This is a genomic window from Clostridium sp. Marseille-P3244, assembly GCF_900120155.1.
In the GTDB taxonomy this organism is placed as follows: Bacteria; Bacillota; Clostridia; order Lachnospirales; family Lachnospiraceae; genus Mediterraneibacter.
This window is the reverse complement of sequence record NZ_LT635549.1, coordinates 374781-392284: the sequence shown is the minus strand read 5'-3', so window position 1 is coordinate 392284 and position 17504 is coordinate 374781. Positions and strand designations below refer to the sequence as shown.

16 protein-coding genes are annotated in these 17504 nt (G+C 50.1%); 15 read left to right on the top strand and 1 reads right to left on the bottom strand.

What is annotated here, in order from left to right:
• Positions 1-225: 225 nt before the first annotated feature.
• The 15 genes from BQ7367_RS03625 to BQ7367_RS03555 all read left to right on the top strand — a co-directional run bounded on the left by BQ7367_RS03625 (position 226) and on the right by BQ7367_RS03555 (position 17098).
• Entirely contained in the window at positions 226-699 is a 474-nt protein-coding gene (locus BQ7367_RS03625; RefSeq protein WP_072526053.1) for a complex I 24 kDa subunit family protein, read from the top strand.
• 5 nt (positions 700-704) lie between these two features.
• A complete protein-coding gene (locus BQ7367_RS03620) occupies positions 705-2618 on the top strand; it encodes an NADH-quinone oxidoreductase subunit NuoF (RefSeq protein ID WP_072524247.1) in 1914 nt (637 codons plus the stop codon).
• Positions 2619-2630: 12 nt separating this feature from the next.
• Positions 2631-4340 (top strand): [FeFe] hydrogenase, group A, encoded by a 1710-nt coding sequence (locus BQ7367_RS03615; protein WP_072524246.1) that lies wholly within the window; start codon positions 2631-2633, stop codon positions 4338-4340.
• Positions 4341-4547: 207 nt separating this feature from the next.
• The gene (locus BQ7367_RS03610; RefSeq protein WP_072524245.1) at positions 4548-5444 is read left to right on the top strand and encodes a class II fructose-bisphosphate aldolase; all 897 of its coding nucleotides are present in this window, start codon (positions 4548-4550) and stop codon (positions 5442-5444) included.
• A 34-nt stretch (positions 5445-5478) separates the two neighbouring features.
• On the top strand, positions 5479-5964 hold the full coding sequence (locus BQ7367_RS03605) for a PTS sugar transporter subunit IIB (protein WP_072524244.1): 486 nt from the start codon (positions 5479-5481) through the stop codon (positions 5962-5964).
• A 22-nt stretch (positions 5965-5986) separates the two neighbouring features.
• Positions 5987-7048 (top strand): 2-hydroxyacid dehydrogenase, encoded by a 1062-nt coding sequence (locus tag BQ7367_RS03600; RefSeq protein ID WP_072524243.1) that lies wholly within the window; start codon positions 5987-5989, stop codon positions 7046-7048.
• 26 nt (positions 7049-7074) lie between these two features.
• Entirely contained in the window at positions 7075-8700 is a 1626-nt protein-coding gene (locus BQ7367_RS03595) for a PTS sugar transporter subunit IIC (RefSeq protein WP_072524242.1), read from the top strand.
• Between the two features lie 72 nt (positions 8701-8772).
• Entirely contained in the window at positions 8773-9180 is a 408-nt protein-coding gene (locus tag BQ7367_RS03590) for a PTS sugar transporter subunit IIA (protein WP_072524241.1), read from the top strand.
• 33 nt (positions 9181-9213) lie between these two features.
• On the top strand, positions 9214-9732 hold the full coding sequence (locus BQ7367_RS03585) for a hypothetical protein (protein ID WP_072524240.1): 519 nt from the start codon (positions 9214-9216) through the stop codon (positions 9730-9732).
• Between the two features lie 46 nt (positions 9733-9778).
• On the top strand, positions 9779-10543 hold the full coding sequence (locus BQ7367_RS03580; protein ID WP_072524239.1) for an SDR family NAD(P)-dependent oxidoreductase: 765 nt from the start codon (positions 9779-9781) through the stop codon (positions 10541-10543).
• Positions 10544-10567: 24 nt separating this feature from the next.
• Positions 10568-11218, top strand: coding sequence for a ribulose-phosphate 3-epimerase (locus BQ7367_RS03575; protein ID WP_072524238.1), 651 nt, complete (start codon positions 10568-10570; stop codon positions 11216-11218).
• Between the two features lie 55 nt (positions 11219-11273).
• Complete coding sequence (locus BQ7367_RS03570) at positions 11274-12572, top strand: MFS transporter (RefSeq protein ID WP_072524237.1); 1299 nt, start codon at positions 11274-11276, stop codon at positions 12570-12572.
• 2 nt (positions 12573-12574) lie between these two features.
• A complete protein-coding gene (locus BQ7367_RS03565) occupies positions 12575-13732 on the top strand; it encodes an iron-containing alcohol dehydrogenase (protein WP_072524236.1) in 1158 nt (385 codons plus the stop codon).
• Positions 13733-13859: 127 nt separating this feature from the next.
• Positions 13860-16625 carry a sigma-54-dependent transcriptional regulator gene (locus BQ7367_RS03560; protein WP_072526052.1) on the top strand — a complete coding sequence of 922 codons (2766 nt, stop codon included), beginning with the start codon at positions 13860-13862 and terminating at the stop codon, positions 16623-16625.
• Positions 16613-17098 carry a PTS sugar transporter subunit IIB gene (locus tag BQ7367_RS03555; RefSeq protein ID WP_072524235.1) on the top strand — a complete coding sequence of 162 codons (486 nt, stop codon included), beginning with the start codon at positions 16613-16615 and terminating at the stop codon, positions 17096-17098. Before BQ7367_RS03560 ends, BQ7367_RS03555 begins: the two co-directional genes overlap by 13 nt.
• Here BQ7367_RS03555 and BQ7367_RS03550 read toward each other — a convergent pair.
• The gene (locus tag BQ7367_RS03550; RefSeq protein ID WP_072524234.1) at positions 17093-17503 is read right to left on the bottom strand and encodes a PTS sugar transporter subunit IIA; all 411 of its coding nucleotides are present in this window, start codon (positions 17501-17503) and stop codon (positions 17093-17095) included. The two genes, BQ7367_RS03555 and BQ7367_RS03550, sit on opposite strands and share 6 nt — an antisense overlap.
• Position 17504 lies beyond the last annotated feature (1 nt).

Here is a 17504-nt window from a genome sequence, read left to right as displayed (position 1 = left end):
CTTTCCAAAAGCGCGCGGAATCCGGAAGCCGCAGAGAAAACTCTGTCTGCCGGACCGTCGCATTTGATTCAGTATATGAACAGTTAAGGGAAAAAGTGCAGAGATTTATTCTTGTCTGTTATCCAGATTGCATTTATAATAATTATTATTAAGAATTTTTATCAAGATAACACGATCATGATGCCGGAAAACAGCCGTGTTCCCGGCATTAAAAAGGAGGTATTTATGTTAGACCAGACCTACTATGACAAGGCGGATGAGATCATAGCAGAGCATGGGAATCATCAGGCTTCGCTGATTCCGATCATCCAGGACATCCAGAGCGAGTACCGCTATCTCCCGCCCGAGTTACTGACTTATGTGGCGCGGAAGCTGGAGATCAATGAGGCAAAGGCGTACAGCGTTGCTACATTTTATGAAAATTTTTCTTTTGAACCAAAAGGGAAATATATTATTAAGGTGTGCGACGGGACAGCGTGTCATGTCCGTAAGTCCATTCCTATTCTGGAGCGGCTGTACAGTGAACTGGGGCTGTCCGTTGAAAAGGCTACTACAGATGATATGATGTTCACCCTGGAGACAGTTTCCTGTCTTGGGGCATGCGGACTTGCGCCGGTACTGACGGTGAATGACAAGGTATACCCGGGTATGACTCCGGATGCCGCGGCGGAACTGATTCGAGAGTTGAGAGGAGCCTGACGCGTATGGAAAGAATAGAAAACAGAGAAGCGCTCGGATGTGTCCGTGAGACTTCTAAGAAAAAGATCGAGAACAGCAGATGTAGGATCCTGATCTGTGCCGGGACCGGGTGTCTGGCAGGCGGTTCAGGAAAGATCTATGAGAGAATGTGCGAACTGGTGAAGAACAATCCGGATGTGGAAGTGCATTTTGGCCCGGAGATCGCTCATGGCAATGAAGAGCAGCCCCAGACAGAAAGGACCGGGGAGATTGGCATTAAGAAAAGCGGATGCCACGGGTTCTGCGAGATGGGTCCTCTGATGAGGATCGAGCCCCAGGGAATCCTTTATACGAAAGTAAAGGAAGAGGACTGTGATGAGATCTTCCACAGGACAATCGAGAAAGGGGACATCATCCGGCATCTCCTGTTCAAACAGGACGGGATCGAATATAAGAAACAGGAAGAGATCCCCTTTTATAAAAAGCAGACCCGGAATGTGCTGAAAAATTGCGGACATATCGACGCGGAGCATATCCAGGAGTACATATCCACGGGCGGCTATCAGGCACTGGAGAAAGCCCTGTTTGAGATGACGCCGGAGGAAGTGATCAAAGAGATCTCCGACTCAAACTTAAGGGGCCGCGGAGGCGGCGGATTCCCGACAGGATACAAGTGGTCGCAGGTGGCGCGCCAGGCAGAGAAAGAACGCTATGTCGTCTGCAACGGAGATGAGGGAGATCCGGGCGCGTTCATGGACCGCAGTATTATGGAGGGAGATCCCCACAAGATGATCGAAGGGATGATGATCGGAGCTTACGCGGTGGGAGCCAAAGAAGGCTACATCTATGTAAGGGCCGAGTATCCGCTGGCGATCAGCCGTTTGAAGCTGGCTATCGCCCAGGCGGAGGAATGCGGGCTTCTCGGTGATTACATCCTGGGGACAGATTTTTCCTTCCGGCTCCATATCAACCGGGGCGCGGGAGCTTTTGTCTGCGGAGAGGGAAGCGCCCTTACCGCGTCCATAGAGGGGAACCGGGGCATGCCGCGGGTGAAGCCGCCGCGGACAGTGGAACAGGGACTGTTCGGGAAACCGACGGTGCTGAACAATGTGGAAACATTCGCGAATGTGCCTATGATCATCATGGAAGGGGCACAGTGGCTCAAGAGTATCGGCCCGGAGAACAGCCCGGGCACCAAGGCTTTTGCCCTGACCGGAAGCGTGAAGCACACCGGACTGATCGAGGTCCCGATGGGGACGACGCTGCGTGAAGTTATCTATGATATCGGCGGCGGGATCAAGGGTGACGGAAAGTTCAAGGCAGTGCAGATCGGAGGACCGTCAGGCGGTTGTCTGATCACGCCTCATCTGGATGTAAATCTGGATTTTGACTCTCTGAAGAAGATGGGCGCCATGATCGGTTCCGGAGGGCTTGTGGTAATGGACGACCATACCTGTATGGTAGAAGTGGCCAGATTCTTCATGAACTTTACTCAGAACGAGAGCTGCGGGAAATGTGTGCCCTGCCGGGAAGGGACGAAGCGGATGCTGGAGATCCTGGAACGGATCGTGGCGGGAAATGGAAAGGTGGAAGATCTGGATCTTCTGGAAGAGCTTGCCAATACGATCACGGAGACTGCTCTGTGTGGTCTTGGGAAAAGCGCGGCGCTTCCGGTCATGAGTACCCTCAAGCTGTTCCGGGATGAATATATGGAGCATGTGGTGGATAAGAAGTGCGTGTCTCACACCTGTACGGCCATGAAACGGTACATCATCAGTCCCGAGCGGTGTAAGGGATGTTCCAAGTGCGCGAGAAACTGTCCGGCAGGCGCCATCAGCGGAAGGATCAAAGAGCCATTTGTGATAGACACCGAGAAATGTATCAAGTGCGGGGCCTGTGAGAGCGCCTGCGCATTTGGCGCGATACATATTGAATGGTAGGAGGAGACGAGCATGAGCTATATGATGATAAACAACAGGCGCGTAACGTTTACGAATGAGAGAAATGTCCTCTCTGTAATCCGCAAATCAGGAATCGATCTGCCTACGTTCTGCTATCATTCTGAACTGTCAACCTACGGAGCCTGCCGTATGTGTGTGGTAGAGGATGACAGGGGAAAGATCTTTGCTTCCTGTTCAGAGGTTCCCAGAGATGGAATGGTGATCTATACAAATACACCGAGACTTCAACATCACAGAAAGATGATCATCGAGCTGCTGCTTGCCGCCCACTGCAGGGACTGTACGACGTGCGCGAAAAACGGCGTCTGCACGCTGCAGAAACTGTCCCGACAGCTGGGTATCACGGATGTGCGGTTTGAAAATAATAAAAAACAGCTTCCGAAAGATCTGTCATCGGAGTGCGTGATCCGGGATCCCAATAAGTGCATCCTGTGCGGTGACTGTGTGCGGACATGTGATGAGATCCAGGGGCTGGGTATTCTGGATTTTGCGTTCAGAGGTTCCAAGATGCAGGTTATGCCGGCGTTTAATAAAGACCTGGCGCAGACAGACTGTGTGGGGTGCGGGCAGTGCCGTGCCGTATGTCCTACAGGAGCCATCAGCATCAAACAGAATGTAGAACCTGTTTGGGAGGCTCTTGCAGATCCGAATATCCGGGTAGTGGCGCAGATCGCTCCCGCTGTGCGTGTGGCGGTGGGAGATAAATTCGGCATCAAGAAAGGCGAGAATACGCTGGGCCGGCTGGTGGCGGGCCTGAGACGGATCGGATTTGATCAGGTGTATGATACGAATTTCGGCGCGGATCTGACAGTCATGGAAGAGTCAAAAGAGCTGGTAGAACGGCTGGAATCCGGAGAAAACCTCCCGCTGTTCACATCCTGCTGTCCGGCGTGGGTGAAGTTCTGCGAGAACCGCTATCCTGAGTTCCGGAAAAATATTTCTACCTGCCGGTCTCCCCAGGAGATGTTTGGGGCTCTGTTAAAAGAAGAGGCCAGGATGGAAGCGGTGAAAGCGGCAGAAGAAGGCAGAGAAGCCAGGAAGACTATGGTGGTGTCCATCATGCCCTGTACGGCAAAGAAAGCGGAGATCACCCGCCCGGAACACTATACGGACGGAGAGCAGAATGTGGACTATGTACTTACCACAACTGAGATCACCCGTATGCTCCAGGAGGCCGGGATCGACCTGGCACAGGTACAGCCGGAAGCGCTGGATATGCCTTTTGGACTGTCGTCCGGAGCCGGAGCCATTTTCGGCGTGACCGGAGGCGTTACGGAGGCTGTGCTGCGTCGGCTTATAAACAGCAACCATGCAGAAGATCTGGAGGAGATCAGTTTTTCCGGCATCCGGGGCGTGGCAGGCATCAAGGAAGCGACAGTGAAACTGGGAGAACGTGAAGTGAAGATAGCTGTTGTGAACGGTCTCCACAGCGCAGGAGAACTTCTGGATAAAATAAAGGCAGGGGAAGCATATTATGATTTTGTGGAGGTCATGGCCTGCAAGAGAGGCTGTATCGCCGGAGGCGGGCAGCCGGTACCCATCGGGCCCAGGACCAAGAAGGCCAGACTGGAAGGGATCTATAAGATCGACAGCATGGCACAGATCAAACTGTCCAATGAAAATCCGATCGTTTCCGCGGTTTATGGAGGGATCCTGAAAGGGAAAGAACAAAAGCTGCTGCACAATGAAACTGTGGAATAATAAAATATCTCAGGAAACTGTATTGCCAAAGAGTCGGGCATTTGACGTCCGGCTCTTATTCTTTGTACAAATTTAATTTCTTTTCAGGATGAAATTACCAGAAAAGTGGCCTGAAAAATGAAAGGATATAAATTGACTCACTAACCTGGCACGAGTTTTGCGATATAAACAGGTAGAGTGAGTTATCAAAAAAAGGAGGTATCACGAATGTTAGTCACCATGAAAGAAATACTGGAACGGGCCAGCGCAGAAAATTATGGCGTTGCCGCTCCGAATGTTACATGTGAACTGGATGCCAGGGCATTCATCGAAGCCGCTGAAGAAATGAGAGCTCCGGTTATTATTGATATCGCAGAGCCGGCCTGCAAGGATATGTTTTTCCTGGGGCATGCGGTGCGGGCTCTGGCACAGCAGGCGAATGTGCCTGTAGCAATCAACCTGGACCACGGAGCAGATCTGGAGTCCGTAGTCCAGGCAATTCAGGCGGGATTCACCTCTGTCATGTTTGACAGGTCCAGTTCACCTTTTGAGGAAAATGCAGAACAGGTCAAAGAGGTAGTGAAGATCGCCCATGCCGCCGGAGTATCCGTGGAGGCGGAACTGGGGCATGTGGGACAGGCGGACCAGTATGCTGCTGACAGAGACGCGGCACTGACCAGTGTGGAAGATGCAGTAAAGTTTATTGAGTACACCGGTGTAGATTGTCTGGCGGTTGCGATAGGGACCGCTCACGGGATCTATCCGGAAGGTTTTGTTCCATATCTGGATTTTGAGAGACTCGAAGAGATCAAAAAAGCGACCGGTAATTTCCCGCTGGTTCTTCACGGCTCTTCCGGAACAGACGACGAGTCCATGGCCAGGGCGTGCAGAATGGGGATCAATAAGATCAACATTAACGGAGAATTATGCCAGGCAGCTGCGCAGGCCGTACAGGCCGCAGATTTTTCGGGGAACAATGTATATAACGTTTACAATATCGCGCGGGATGCGGCTAAAGAAAAACTGATCGAAAAGATGAAGCTGTACGGATGCGAAGGGAAAGCATGGATTCCGGAGTCCAGGGGAATCGGAAATAAAGACACTACATTAAGAGAGCATGCTTAGAAAAGCGCAGATATAAGACAAAGGAGGTCAAGATATGGGGAAAATAGCACTCTGCAGAGTGGATTACCGTCTGGCTCACGGACAGGTGGCATTTACGTGGGTTAAGGCATTGAATGCAAAAAAGATCGTCATTCTCGATGAGGAGGTAGTAAAGGACAAACTGTCACTGCAGATCATGCAGGCGGGCATGATGGGAACGAAAGTCGCGGCATATACGATCGATGACGGCGTGAAAGAATACGAAAAGAATAAGTTCGGACCGGGTAATATCATTGTGATCTTCCGCAATATACACAATGCTTATGAGGCCTATGAAAAAGGTTTTAAATTCAAACATCTGAATGTGGCACAGGTGCCGATGGAAGAAGGGCGCCGCCGCGCGGTCGCCACGATCTGCCTGAGCGATGAGGAGATGGGAATCCTGACAAAACTGCATGATGACGGCGTCGAAGTTTATAATCACCAGACGATCAATGACGCCAAGAACAGTTATGAGACAATCCTGAAAGCTATGAAATAAATCTGGAAAGAAGGGACAGAAGATGGGAAAAAAGAAGATCGTGATTGTTGCCGACGGGGATGATAACAAAGAGATCATGAACAGAGAGGATGTCCAGGCTGTCTTCCACAGGCTGGAAGAGAAGCACGGGGCAGAAATCAGCGTTGAATATGATAACGGCCTGGCATGTGAGGGCGACAGTTACATAGAGTCAGTCATGAAAGTTGAGACGAACGGGCCGGGGTGGATCAGGCATTCACAGGAATTTCTGGATAAGATAAAAGACGCCAATATTATTGTGGTGACATTTTCCGGGGTGGACAGACAGTTGCTGGATGCTGCAGAAAAACTGGAAATGGCAGCGGTAATGAGAGGAGGTATTGAGAATGTCAATGTACCGCTTTGCAGCGAACGGGGCGTGATTGTCTGCAACGCGCCGGGCCGTGTATCTGAACCGGTAGCAGATTATACGCTGGCGATGATAACGGATGTGAACAGGGGGATCACATACTGCAATCAATATTGGAAACCAGGCTTAAAAGATGAATTCCTGCCGTATGCATATCCGAAGCTGTTCAGAGAAATGACGATCGGACTGGTAGGGTTTGGCATCATCGGGAAAAAGGTTGCCCAGAGACTGAGAGGATTCGGAAGTCGGGTGATCGCATATGATCCGTTTGTCACGCAGGAGGAAGCGGATGAATACGGGGTAACTATGGTGCCGCTGGATCAGCTGATGTCGGAATCCGATACAGTGTCCATCCATGCGAGACTGCTGCCGGAGACCCGGGAAATGATCGGAGAGCGCGAACTTTCTCTGATGAAAAAAAGCGCATATTTTGTCAATACTGCGAGAGCGGGACTGGTGGATGAAAAGGCACTTCTCAAAGCGCTGAAAGAGAAGAAGATCTGCGGCGCGGCCCTGGATGTTTTCCAGACAGAACCTCTGCCGGATGACAGTGAATTCCGGACACTTGAGAATTGTATCGTAACCGGGCATCTGGCCGGACGGGCAGGGAATACGCCTGTTATCTCCGCAGAGATCATGTGTGAGGAGATCGACCGGTATCTTTCGGGAGAACCGCTGAGGAACAGAAGAAATTAAAAGTTTTACAAAAAGGAGGAAAGGGAATGGAGATAACATTTAGTTTGTACGAAGCTTTTATGGTAGGACTGTTTTATTATCTGGCATACGCGGAGATCTGTATGCCGTTTATCGGGCAGGGCCTTCAGGATCCGGCGACGATCGGGCTTCTGATCGGACTTGTCTATGGAGATCCTACAACCGGACTGATCGTGGGCGCTTCGATTGGCATGCTGTATATTTCCAACATGACAGTTGGCGGAAACCTGCCGTCGGATGCGATCCTGGCTGCGTGTATTTCAGTGCCGATCGCGATTAAATCGGGGATATCAACAGAGACGGCAGTCGCCTTTGCAATCCCCTTCAGTGTGCTCGGAACGTTCGTGGACAACGCCAGACGACTGATCAACGGACACTGGAACAGGCGGGCAAACCATCATGTGGATACCGGGGAGTATAACAAGATCTTTTTCGATGCGGTCATTGGACCATCCCTCGTATCTGCGGCGATCCGTATCATACCGCTGACGCTGCTGCTGTATTTCTTCGGATCTGCGGCAGGAGAACTGGTAGCACAGATGCCGGCATGGCTGAATAACGCATTTACAGTGATCGGCGGAATGCTTCCGGGGCTTGGACTTGCGCTGTGCGTCAACTTTATGGGAAGAAGAGAGCTGCTCCCATACTTCCTGGTAGGATTCTATGCAGTATATCTGGGAGGATTTAACGTAGTATTTGTGGCGCTCATCGGAGTTGCGATCGCGTTTATCCACCTGACACTGACAGCCAGCCAGTATGAGGAAGACGAAGACGACGAAGAACTGGAGCCTGTGGACAAGGGGAAGGTGTGGTCGCCGGAAGGCGCATTCAGCAAACCCTCGGAGTGCGACAGATGGAGCTTTAAATATTTCTTTTTCTTCAGGATATCTCAGTGTCTTGAATATTTCTACGGTACAGGTATCGGCTATATCATGCTGAAGCCTCTGCAGAAGATCTACAAGGGAAATGACGCGGGACTGAAGGCTGCCATGAAGAGACATCTGCAGCCGTTTATCACAAATCCGGTATGGGGATTCCCGCTGATCTCAGGTTCCCTGGCAATGGAGGAAGACATTGCGAAAAACGGCGATCCGGACGGAACGAAAGCCGAAGCGATCGTAAGTATGAAGACAGGTCTCATGGGACCTCTGGCCGGACTTGGTGACGGACTTCAGGGATCCATTGTAATGCCGCTGTTCAAAGCATTCTGTTATCCGCTGGCGCTGACAGGAAATATCATCGGCGCATTCCCGTTCTCATACTGGTTTGCGGAGATGCTGGTTGCAGCGATCATTGCAGGGCGGATCGGATATACTTACGGAAAACATGGAATCCTGAGGATCATCAACAGCCCGCTGCTGAAGAAGCTTCTTGTAGGCGCGGGAGTTCTGGGGATTATCATGATGGGAGCTCTTTCCGCCGGATATGTATCTCTGAACCTGGGAATTCAGTGGACGACAGATATGGGAACAACAAATCTCAACGATGTTCTCAACGGCCTGATCCCGGGATGCCTTGTAATCGGCTATATGGGACTCTCTTACTCACTGCTCCGCAGAGGTGTATCGTTTATTAAACTTGTGCTGGGAGTCTGTGTATTTGGTATCCTTGGTTCCCTGATCGGGATCGTATAGGGTCCGGCATCCTGAAACGGCCAGGCAGAAGGCGCTTCAGGAATACTTAAATAATATTAAGGGAGAAACAGGATGAAGATCATAATAGTATCACATGGAACTTTCGCGCAGGCCATGAAAGACACTGCCCGGATGATCGTAGGAGAAGTGCAGGATGTATATGCATTCGGGATCGTATCCGGAGAAAAGCTGGAGCTGTTCGACGAGAAGATCGAGACAGTGCTGCGCGAGGCAAAGGAAAAAGGCGAGGAAGTGTTTGTCTTCTCGGACATGTTTTTTGGGACTCCTTTTAATACGATGGTGCGCCTGATGAAAACATATGATGTCTATCATTATACAGGGATCAGCATGCCGGTGCTCCTGGAGTGCCTGACGCTTAAGGACAGCATGAACGCGGAAGAACTGAAGGCCCATATTGAAGAGATAAGTACAGATACATTCATGAATGTCAATGAATTTATTAAGAATTGTGAAGAATAGGGCATTCAGCCGATAAGAGGACGGAGGGAAAATATGAGGACGGTATTGATCACTTTTTTTGCAGTGTTTGCGGTATTTACGGCAGTTCAGGTGTTTATCGACAGGAGGAATACAGGGCTGCTGGGGAAAAGCCTGTTTCTGGTGGGAAGAGAGATAAAAACATCGGAACTAATCCTATATTTTTTCAGGTTTGCGGGATGTATGCTTGTCGGAGTTTATTTTATCGCGAGAGGCGGGATGGAATTTAAGATGAATCTTCTGATTTTTGCGATCCTCATGGGGGCTCTGGCGAGCAAGGCGTTCTTTCCGCTTATACCGCTGACTTTTCTGAAATCTCCCTGCGGGATTTACGAGAACGGAGTTGTAACTCTGCGGGGGACAAAATTGTTCCGGGAAATCAGATATTACAGTTATGGTGACCGGAAGAATGAGTATATGTTTGCGTTTGTACCGACGAATTATTATCTGAGCAGAGCCAGCTATTTTTATGTCAGGTACAAAGATGCGGAAAGGGTGAAAAAAATATTGTCCTCAAAATGCAAACTGAAATAATATGCTGAAATACTGACATGACACACGGAAAGAAAGGAAGCTATTTATGGATTTAAAATTTAAAGGGAAAACGGTCATTGTGACTGCAGGCGCCAAAGGAGTGGGCAGCGGAATATCAGAGGTATTTGCCGAGGAAGGAGCCAATGTGATCGTGGATTACAGGTCGGACCCGGAATACTGTGAAAAGTTCATACAGGGGCTGCGGGAAAAGTATCATGCTCAGGTTTACGGAGTTCAGGCCGATGTCAGCAAACCGGACGATGTAATCCGGATCTTTGATGTCGCCGAAGAGAAGTTCGGGAGGCTGGATGTCCTGATCAACAATGCCGGAGGAGCACTGACAACAATGATCTGGGATATATCCCTGGAGGAATGGAAAGACTGCCTGGACAACAATGTGACAGGAATGTTCATGATGTGCAAAGAGTTCGCCAGGAGGATGATCGCAAAGGAACAAAAAGGCTATATTGTCAACGTGCTGAGCAAAGCGTCTCTTACAACCACAACGAAGGGAAGGAGCTGCTATGTCACGAACAAAGCCGCCGAGATGGGACTGACAAAACAGCTGGCAGTGGATTTGATAGATAAGGGGATCATTGTCAATGGGATCATGCCGGGAAGCGTATGGAATTCTATCTACGCTAAGATGTCGGACGAAGAGATCCAGGCCAGGATTAAAAGGTGTCCCACCGGACGACTGGGCACTCCGTATGAATTCGGGAAAATGGTGGCATTTCTTGCCAGTGAGCAGAACCAGCTGTCAGTAGGAGCTCCGGTGGATTACACAGGCGGAATGATGCTTGGATTCTGAGAGATGAATGGAAGAAAGGGAACAATGGATAAGATATTATGCCCAAGTATGAACTGCGCGGATTTTGACGCGCTGAAGGAGGAAGTGGTTTCTCTTGACAGGGCGGGAGCGGATATTTTCCATATCGATATATCGGACGGGACGATCTTTCCACAGCTCTCCATGGGATATCGTGATTTCCAGTGTGTGCGCCGCAATACGAACAAGCTGGTAGACGTGCATTTGTACATCAGCCATCCTTCAAGATTTATTGATCTGTTCGCGGGGGAAGGCGCTGATATCATCTACGTATTTCCCGAGTCGGAGCCGCTGATCGCGGAATCCCTGTGCAGGATCAGAAAACTGGGGAAGCATCCCGGCCTGGCAATGGGCTGGGGGATGTCTGTGGAAGCGGTGTCGGAGCTGCTTCCTCTCGTAGATTATATCATGGTCAATACAGCAGACCTTGCCGGGAAAGAGGGCGCTTTTATGGAATCATGTGTGCCAAAACTGCGGCGCCTTACAGATTATAAGGAAGAATACGGATACAAAATACTGCTGGACGGGGCGATCTCATTCGATGTCATCAAGAGGATGTCTGCTATGGGAATCGACGGATTTGCCCTGGGGAGTGGATGCCTTTTTAAAGAGAAAGAGAGCTATGCAGAAGTATTCCGGAAGCTGAGAAGTCTGTAAAGAGGAGAAAAACAAAAAAGCAGACAAAGACAGGAGGAAAAGGAGGAATGCCAAAATGAGAGCTGGCACGGGACACAGGCATGCCTTTATGTCCCTTGCGGCACTCTGCATCATGTGCGGGGTCTATACAGGGATAGTCTTTAATACGATCACATTATATATGGATCCGATCATTCGGGAATTCCCGGATATAACCAGGACCCAGTTTGCAATGATCATCACTCTGGCAGGAGGCGCGAACGCGGTCTTAAGCCTGTTTGTATTCGGGCCGATGGTGGAACGGCTGAAACTGAAAAAATGTATTATACTTGGGGCGGTCTCTGTCTGTGCGGCGCTTCTTTTATTTGCGAATATCAGAGGGCTGACACAAATGTATCTGGGAGGCCTGCTCCTGGGATTTGGAATTACATTCGGCGCTGCGGGAGCGGCCAGTGTGGGTATAAACGAATGGTTTGCCGGAAAGAGGGCGACCATGCTGTCCATTCCCATCGCGTGCGGGTTTGTGTCCGGCATCGTCTTCTCTCCCATGGCAGGAGGCTGGATCGAGACGGCGGGATGGCGGACATCGTTTTACATTGCCCTGGCAGTGACCGCTGCGGGTTCGCTACTGGTAGCCGCACTGTACCGGGACAGTCCCGGACAAGTGGGGGAGCTGCCTGTATTTTACGGAGAAGAACAGGAAAAGAGCGGGGAAGAAGATGCCCGGACAAAGAGAAAAGAGACAGGAGTTACTTTCCGGGGGATGTTCCGGACAAGACAGTTTTACTGTCTGTGCGGTTCGTATTTGATTGCCGGTGTGGTTATATATTCGGTAATGAGCAATATGGCTATTTTTTCAGCGGATCACGGGTTTGCTCCGGTGGCGCAGGGCACGGTGCTGTCAGTTATGTTTGCGGCTACGGCTGCGACTATGGTGCCGGCCGGGATGATATCGGACAGGCTGGGTACGAGAGTCACGATGTCAGTCTGTTTTGCCGCTCTTATTCTGGCTTTATTCATCCTGATGCAGGACGATATGCCAGATTTTATGGTGTACATCGCCGCGGCGCTGGCCGGGATCGCCTATGTGGGGACAAACGGACCGGCGTCTGTTTCGGTGGAAGAAGGGCTGGGCACAAGGGAGTTCAATAAAAAGATGCCGGTTATACTTGGATTTATGTTTGTGGGTGTGTCCCTCGGAAATCCTCTTCTGCAGCTTTTTTATGATATCACCAGGTCTTACAGCCCGGGATTCCGGGTATATATCATACTGGCAGTGATCGGACTGGTGCTGATCTATCCCGGAACGCGGCCGGCGGGAGCGGGGAATCGGAAAGGATCATTGCAGAATACGGAGCAGGAGAAAGGAGTTTAATCATGCGAAATTTTACATTTTTAAGTCCGACAAAGATTATTTTCGGCAGGGGAGCGGAAGAGCAGGTAGGAAATATCATAAAAGAATACGGATCCAGCGTGCTGATCGTCCACTATGGTGATGAATTTATCCGCTCTACCGGTCTGATCGAGCGTGTACGGGGGTATCTCGAAGACGCCGGCATCAGATGTATGGAGCTGGACGGGATCAAGCCGAACCCGACTATAGACAAAGTGTATGAAGGAATAGAGCTGTGCAGAGAGAACAAGATTGAAACTGTGCTGGCGGTGGGAGGCGGCAGTGTGATAGACTCTGCGAAAGGCATTGCGGTGGGAGCCGCCTGCGGGGAAGATATTCTGCCATTCTATCTGCAGGAAAAAGTCCCGGAAAAAACGCTTCCTATGGGAAGTATCGTGACGATCGCCGCTTCGGGCAGTGAGTCCAGCAACTGTACCTGCCTTTACAGGGATGGAGAGAAAATTGAATTTCTGGAAGACATCGTCCGCCCGAAATTTGCCATACTGGATCCCGAACTGACGGTCACACTGCCGCATTATCAGACGTTCTGTGGGATCATTGATATTTTCTCCCATGTACTGGAACGGTACTGTACGACAGTGAAAGATATGGATTTTGTAGACCATCTCTGTGAGGGCGCCATGCGTTCAATCATAAGGAACGCGGGAATTCTTGCAAGAGATCCGGCAAATTATGCGGCGCGTGCGGAGATCATGCTGACCGCGGATATCGTCCACAATGATCTGCTGCATATGGGCGGGCAGCCGGATGTGGGAGGACACTGGCTGGCACAGGCTGTCAGTGAACTTTATGATCTGACACACGGTGCGACTATTGCCATGGTAATGCCGGCTTGGCTGAGGGCGATTTATAAGATGGATCTGGAACGGTTCGCACAGTATGCAGTACGTGTCTGGGGAGTAGAATATGATCCCTCTGATCTGGAAGGAACTGCGCTGCAGGGGATACAGAGGACAGAAGATTTCATCAGAAATACAGGGATTCCTGTAAAATTCAGTGAACTGGGCATCGAACCGGACATTGACGCACTGACAGAACATGCTGCGAAACGAGGCAGCGTCGGGCTGTGTTTTACGCTTTACAAGGCTGACATCCGCAGGATCTTCCAGATGATACAATAGACCGTCCGATAAACCGTGAATGTATATCGTAAAGGAAAATACGGTATGCTATACTGATACAGTAGTCTGCGGACCGGAGTATCTGAGTATCCTGCCGGTCAGAATAAAGAAAAGAAGGGAGTCATGCATGGCAAAAAGGCGGGACATCATATATGAAAAAGTGAAAGAGTTATCCAGAGAAGCAGTGCATAAGGGACAGGATCCGGGGGTGACAGCTTCTGATGTAGCTGAAAGTCTGCAGATGGACCGGGGAAATGTCAGTAAAGAGATGAACCTTCTTGCATCGGACGGACTTCTGGTGAAATATACAGGCAGGCCTGTGAAATTTGCGGATAGAGCTGCCAGAGAAGAATGGGAACAAAAGCCGGAAGAAGCGCTTCATACAGATCTCCATATGGACGGAACAGGGGCTTTCCGCGATGTGATCGGACAGGAAGGATCCCTGAAGATGCAGATAAAGCAGGCCAAGGCGGCCATGCTCTATCCTCCCCATGGGCTGCATACGCTGCTGAACGGACCGACCGGTACCGGAAAGACCATGTTTGCCCGGGAAATGTTTGAATATGCGAAACAGATGAACATGCTGAAGCAGGATGCAGAGTTCGTTACTTTTAACTGCGCGGAATATGCGGATAATCCCCAGCTGATCATGTCGCAGATTTTCGGGCACAGGAAAGGTTCCTTTACCGGGGCAGACAGGGATAAGCCCGGGCTGGTAGAGCGGGCCGACGGCGGGATCCTGTTCCTGGATGAAATCCACAGATTCCCTCCGGAGGGGCAGGAGATGCTGTTTGGCCTGATGGATTATGGGAAATACCGCCGTCTGGGCGAGACTGAACAGAGCCGGAAAGCAGATGTGCTGATCGTCGGGGCGACTACGGAAAATCTGGACGCAGTGCTTTTGAAAACGTTTCTGCGGCGGATGCCGGTCGTCATCCATCTCCCGCTTCTCAAGGATCGCCCTCTGCTGGAACGGCTTGAGATGATCGAATTGTTCCTGGCACAGGAGCAGAAAAAAATCTCAGTTTCTGTAAGGGTTTCCCGGGAAGTGCTTTTAAGCCTTCTGCTGTACGACTGCCCCGGGAATATCGGGCAGATTAAGGCGGATATTCAGCTTTTGTGTGCAAGGGCATTCTGGGAATACAAGGTGGGAAGTACACGCAGGGTAGAATTGAACCGTCAGATGCTGCCGTTCTATATTGAACAGGGATACTACAAGGCGGAGGAGTCAAGAGACAGCCTGGTTGAATTTCTGCTGTACGGGGAAGAGGAATATATCATCTCTTCTTTCGCCGATCCTATGGAGATAAAGCAGAGCAGCATCAGCAAAAAATATCTGATCTTCCATAAATTCTATTCGGACAAAAAAGATACTGAGCAGGAGCTTCCGTTCAGAGACTATATTTCTTCCATGATCAGCCGGGAAAACGAAGGGCGCACATTCAGCCAGGACGCCTTGAATAAAGTAATAGCCGGGAAGGTTTATTATGCTGTAGAAGAGGCGGTCGAGTTTGCACAGATGAGGCTGAAAAAGCAGCTGTCCAATAACATCAAGATCGGGTTTGCTCTTCACATCAACGCTCTTGTTGAAGGAGTGGACAAGAGACAGGATATCAGGGAGGAAAAGCTTACAGAAATCATAGACGCACATCCCCGTGAAGCAAAAGTCGCAAAGCTGATCTTAAGGATCTTGGAGGACGAGCTGAATATAACGGTGAATGCCAATGAGGTCGGATATACGACGATGTTTCTGTGTGCTGACGAAGAAGAACAGGAGGTGAAAAAAATAGGCCTGATCGTTCTCGCCCATGGGGATCATACGGCAACCAGCATTGCAGACGCGGCAAACAGGCTTTTGGATACGGATCACTGCAGGGCGATCAACATGCCGTTGAATGAAGAAGTGGAGGCAGTGTACAGGAAAGCGCTGGAGATGTCTGTTGAGATCAATGAAGGCAGGGGCGTCCTCCTGATGGTAGATATGGGATCTCTGAATATGTTTGGGGAACGGATATCGGAAGAGACCGGGATTGAAGTCCGGTCTGTAGGGCTGGTCTCTACGCTTCCGGTGCTTGAGGCGATCAGAAAATGCACAGTGGGAACGACGCCGGTAGGAGAGGTGGCGGATTATCTGGAGCAGATGATGGGACATATGCTGGAGGAACGGAAACAGCAGAGCGCGGAGAAAAAAATGATGACTAGGTCAGCGATTCTGGTCTCCTGTCTGTCGGGAATGGGAGCAGCCAAGAAGATCGCGGAGATGGTAAAAGTGATCACCGGGGTAGAGAAAGACACTCCTGTCCAGATCAGATGTGTGGGGATCGACGGCAGGGACGAAGAAGGGAAATGGCTTGCCGGCTATCAGGAGCAGGACATACTGGCAGTGGCGGGGACAGCAGATCTTCAGCTGGAGTCCGTCCCTTATATTTCAGTAGATGATATCGTGATCGGGAATGGGATCGAGCAGCTGGAAAAAATTGTTAATGGAAGTGACTTTGGCAGAAGCATTCGGAATAATGATGACCGCGGGGTCGATGAGCGTGTTCTGGTGACTGCTATGAAAGAACTTCTTGAATTTCTGGATGCAGAAAAGATCGCTCCGGCGATACTGGAAAGTTTTCGCGAGTGTGCGGATAAACTTGAGATCCGTGACCGTTCGGGCAAAGCGGTACGATATATGATTCATGTAGCCTGCATGGTGGAAAGGCTTCTGAAAAAGGATGTCCTGCCTTACCAGGATACAGAAAGGCTCAGAGAGGAAAGGCCGGAAGAATTCCGGATTGTCAGCGGAGCTCTGAGTCCGATAGAGGAAATGTTCCAGCTGAAAGTGCCGGATACGGAGAAAGCGTATGTTGTAGAATTGTTGCAGGAGGACAGAGAATGCAGTGTCTGAATTATATCAGGATTGATGAAAGGCTGATCCACGGTCAGGTACTGATCAAGTGGCTGAATGAGAAGGAGAGCAGAGAGATCGTGGTCATAGATGATATGCTCCGGGAGAATCCGATACTGAAACGCGTAATGGAGAAGTCACTGCCGGAAAACTGCCGGATGGAAACATTTAGGAATGAAGAAGGAGCAGAGTATTTGAAAGACCTGCTTCCGGAGAGAGAACCTTTTATACTGGCCAGGGATATTGGAGATGTTATGCGTCTGGAAAAAGCCGGGATCCGGTTTCAGGAAATCAATGTGGCCCGGATGCCTTATCTGGCAGGGAAGGAAAAGATATGCGACAAAGTTTATATGAACAGTTATGAAAAAGAACTGATCCGCCATTTCCTGTCAGAAGGAAGCAGTGTATATATCCAGATGGTACCTGACAGCGAGAGAGTTCTGATGAAAGACCTGCCGGGATTTCAGTTATGAGAACAATTTCTTCAGGTCTGTTATATAATTTCCAATATCCTGAAAATGGGATATCAGATGTGACGGGAGCTGCGGGCACGGCAGTTTTTCACGCAGATCCAGTGCTGCGAGGAGAAGCTCCATGCTGAGACCGCAGACGGCCTCCACATTATGTGTCTGTGTATAGCAGGCCGCGATATTATAAGGAGTTCCCCCGGGAATATCAGCCAAAAACAAAAAATCATATCCGGGGAGGGATTCCATTGCTGATTCAATAGATTCCTGATAGGTTTTAAGGGGCATTTCCGGCATCAGAGAAAAGGAACGTATGTCGGGAATCGTTCCTCCGGTTACCATTTCTGTACTTTTGAGCAATTCCTCTCCCCAGCGTCCGTGGGTAAGGATAAAAATATAAGTGGAACTCATA

What these genes read in the sequence shown, in the direction of transcription:
- BQ7367_RS03615 (WP_072524246.1), top strand. Translation starts at nt 2,631, where the DNA reads ATGAGCTATATGATGATAAACAACAGGCGCGTAACGTTTACGAATGAG.
- BQ7367_RS03565 (WP_072524236.1), top strand. Translation starts at nt 12,575, where the DNA reads ATGCGAAATTTTACATTTTTAAGTCCGACAAAGATTATTTTCGGCAGG.
- BQ7367_RS03620 (WP_072524247.1), top strand. Translation starts at nt 705, where the DNA reads ATGGAAAGAATAGAAAACAGAGAAGCGCTCGGATGTGTCCGTGAGACT.
- BQ7367_RS03605 (WP_072524244.1), top strand. Translation starts at nt 5,479, where the DNA reads ATGGGGAAAATAGCACTCTGCAGAGTGGATTACCGTCTGGCTCACGGA.
- BQ7367_RS03580 (WP_072524239.1), top strand. Translation starts at nt 9,779, where the DNA reads ATGGATTTAAAATTTAAAGGGAAAACGGTCATTGTGACTGCAGGCGCC.
- BQ7367_RS03570 (WP_072524237.1), top strand. Translation starts at nt 11,274, where the DNA reads ATGAGAGCTGGCACGGGACACAGGCATGCCTTTATGTCCCTTGCGGCA.
- BQ7367_RS03550 (WP_072524234.1), bottom strand. Translation starts at nt 17,503, where the DNA reads ATGAGTTCCACTTATATTTTTATCCTTACCCACGGACGCTGGGGAGAG.
- BQ7367_RS03595 (WP_072524242.1), top strand. Translation starts at nt 7,075, where the DNA reads ATGGAGATAACATTTAGTTTGTACGAAGCTTTTATGGTAGGACTGTTT.
- BQ7367_RS03600 (WP_072524243.1), top strand. Translation starts at nt 5,987, where the DNA reads ATGGGAAAAAAGAAGATCGTGATTGTTGCCGACGGGGATGATAACAAA.
- BQ7367_RS03590 (WP_072524241.1), top strand. Translation starts at nt 8,773, where the DNA reads ATGAAGATCATAATAGTATCACATGGAACTTTCGCGCAGGCCATGAAA.
- BQ7367_RS03610 (WP_072524245.1), top strand. Translation starts at nt 4,548, where the DNA reads ATGTTAGTCACCATGAAAGAAATACTGGAACGGGCCAGCGCAGAAAAT.
- BQ7367_RS03555 (WP_072524235.1), top strand. Translation starts at nt 16,613, where the DNA reads ATGCAGTGTCTGAATTATATCAGGATTGATGAAAGGCTGATCCACGGT.
- BQ7367_RS03625 (WP_072526053.1), top strand. Translation starts at nt 226, where the DNA reads ATGTTAGACCAGACCTACTATGACAAGGCGGATGAGATCATAGCAGAG.
- BQ7367_RS03585 (WP_072524240.1), top strand. Translation starts at nt 9,214, where the DNA reads ATGAGGACGGTATTGATCACTTTTTTTGCAGTGTTTGCGGTATTTACG.
- BQ7367_RS03560 (WP_072526052.1), top strand. Translation starts at nt 13,860, where the DNA reads ATGGCAAAAAGGCGGGACATCATATATGAAAAAGTGAAAGAGTTATCC.
- BQ7367_RS03575 (WP_072524238.1), top strand. Translation starts at nt 10,568, where the DNA reads ATGGATAAGATATTATGCCCAAGTATGAACTGCGCGGATTTTGACGCG.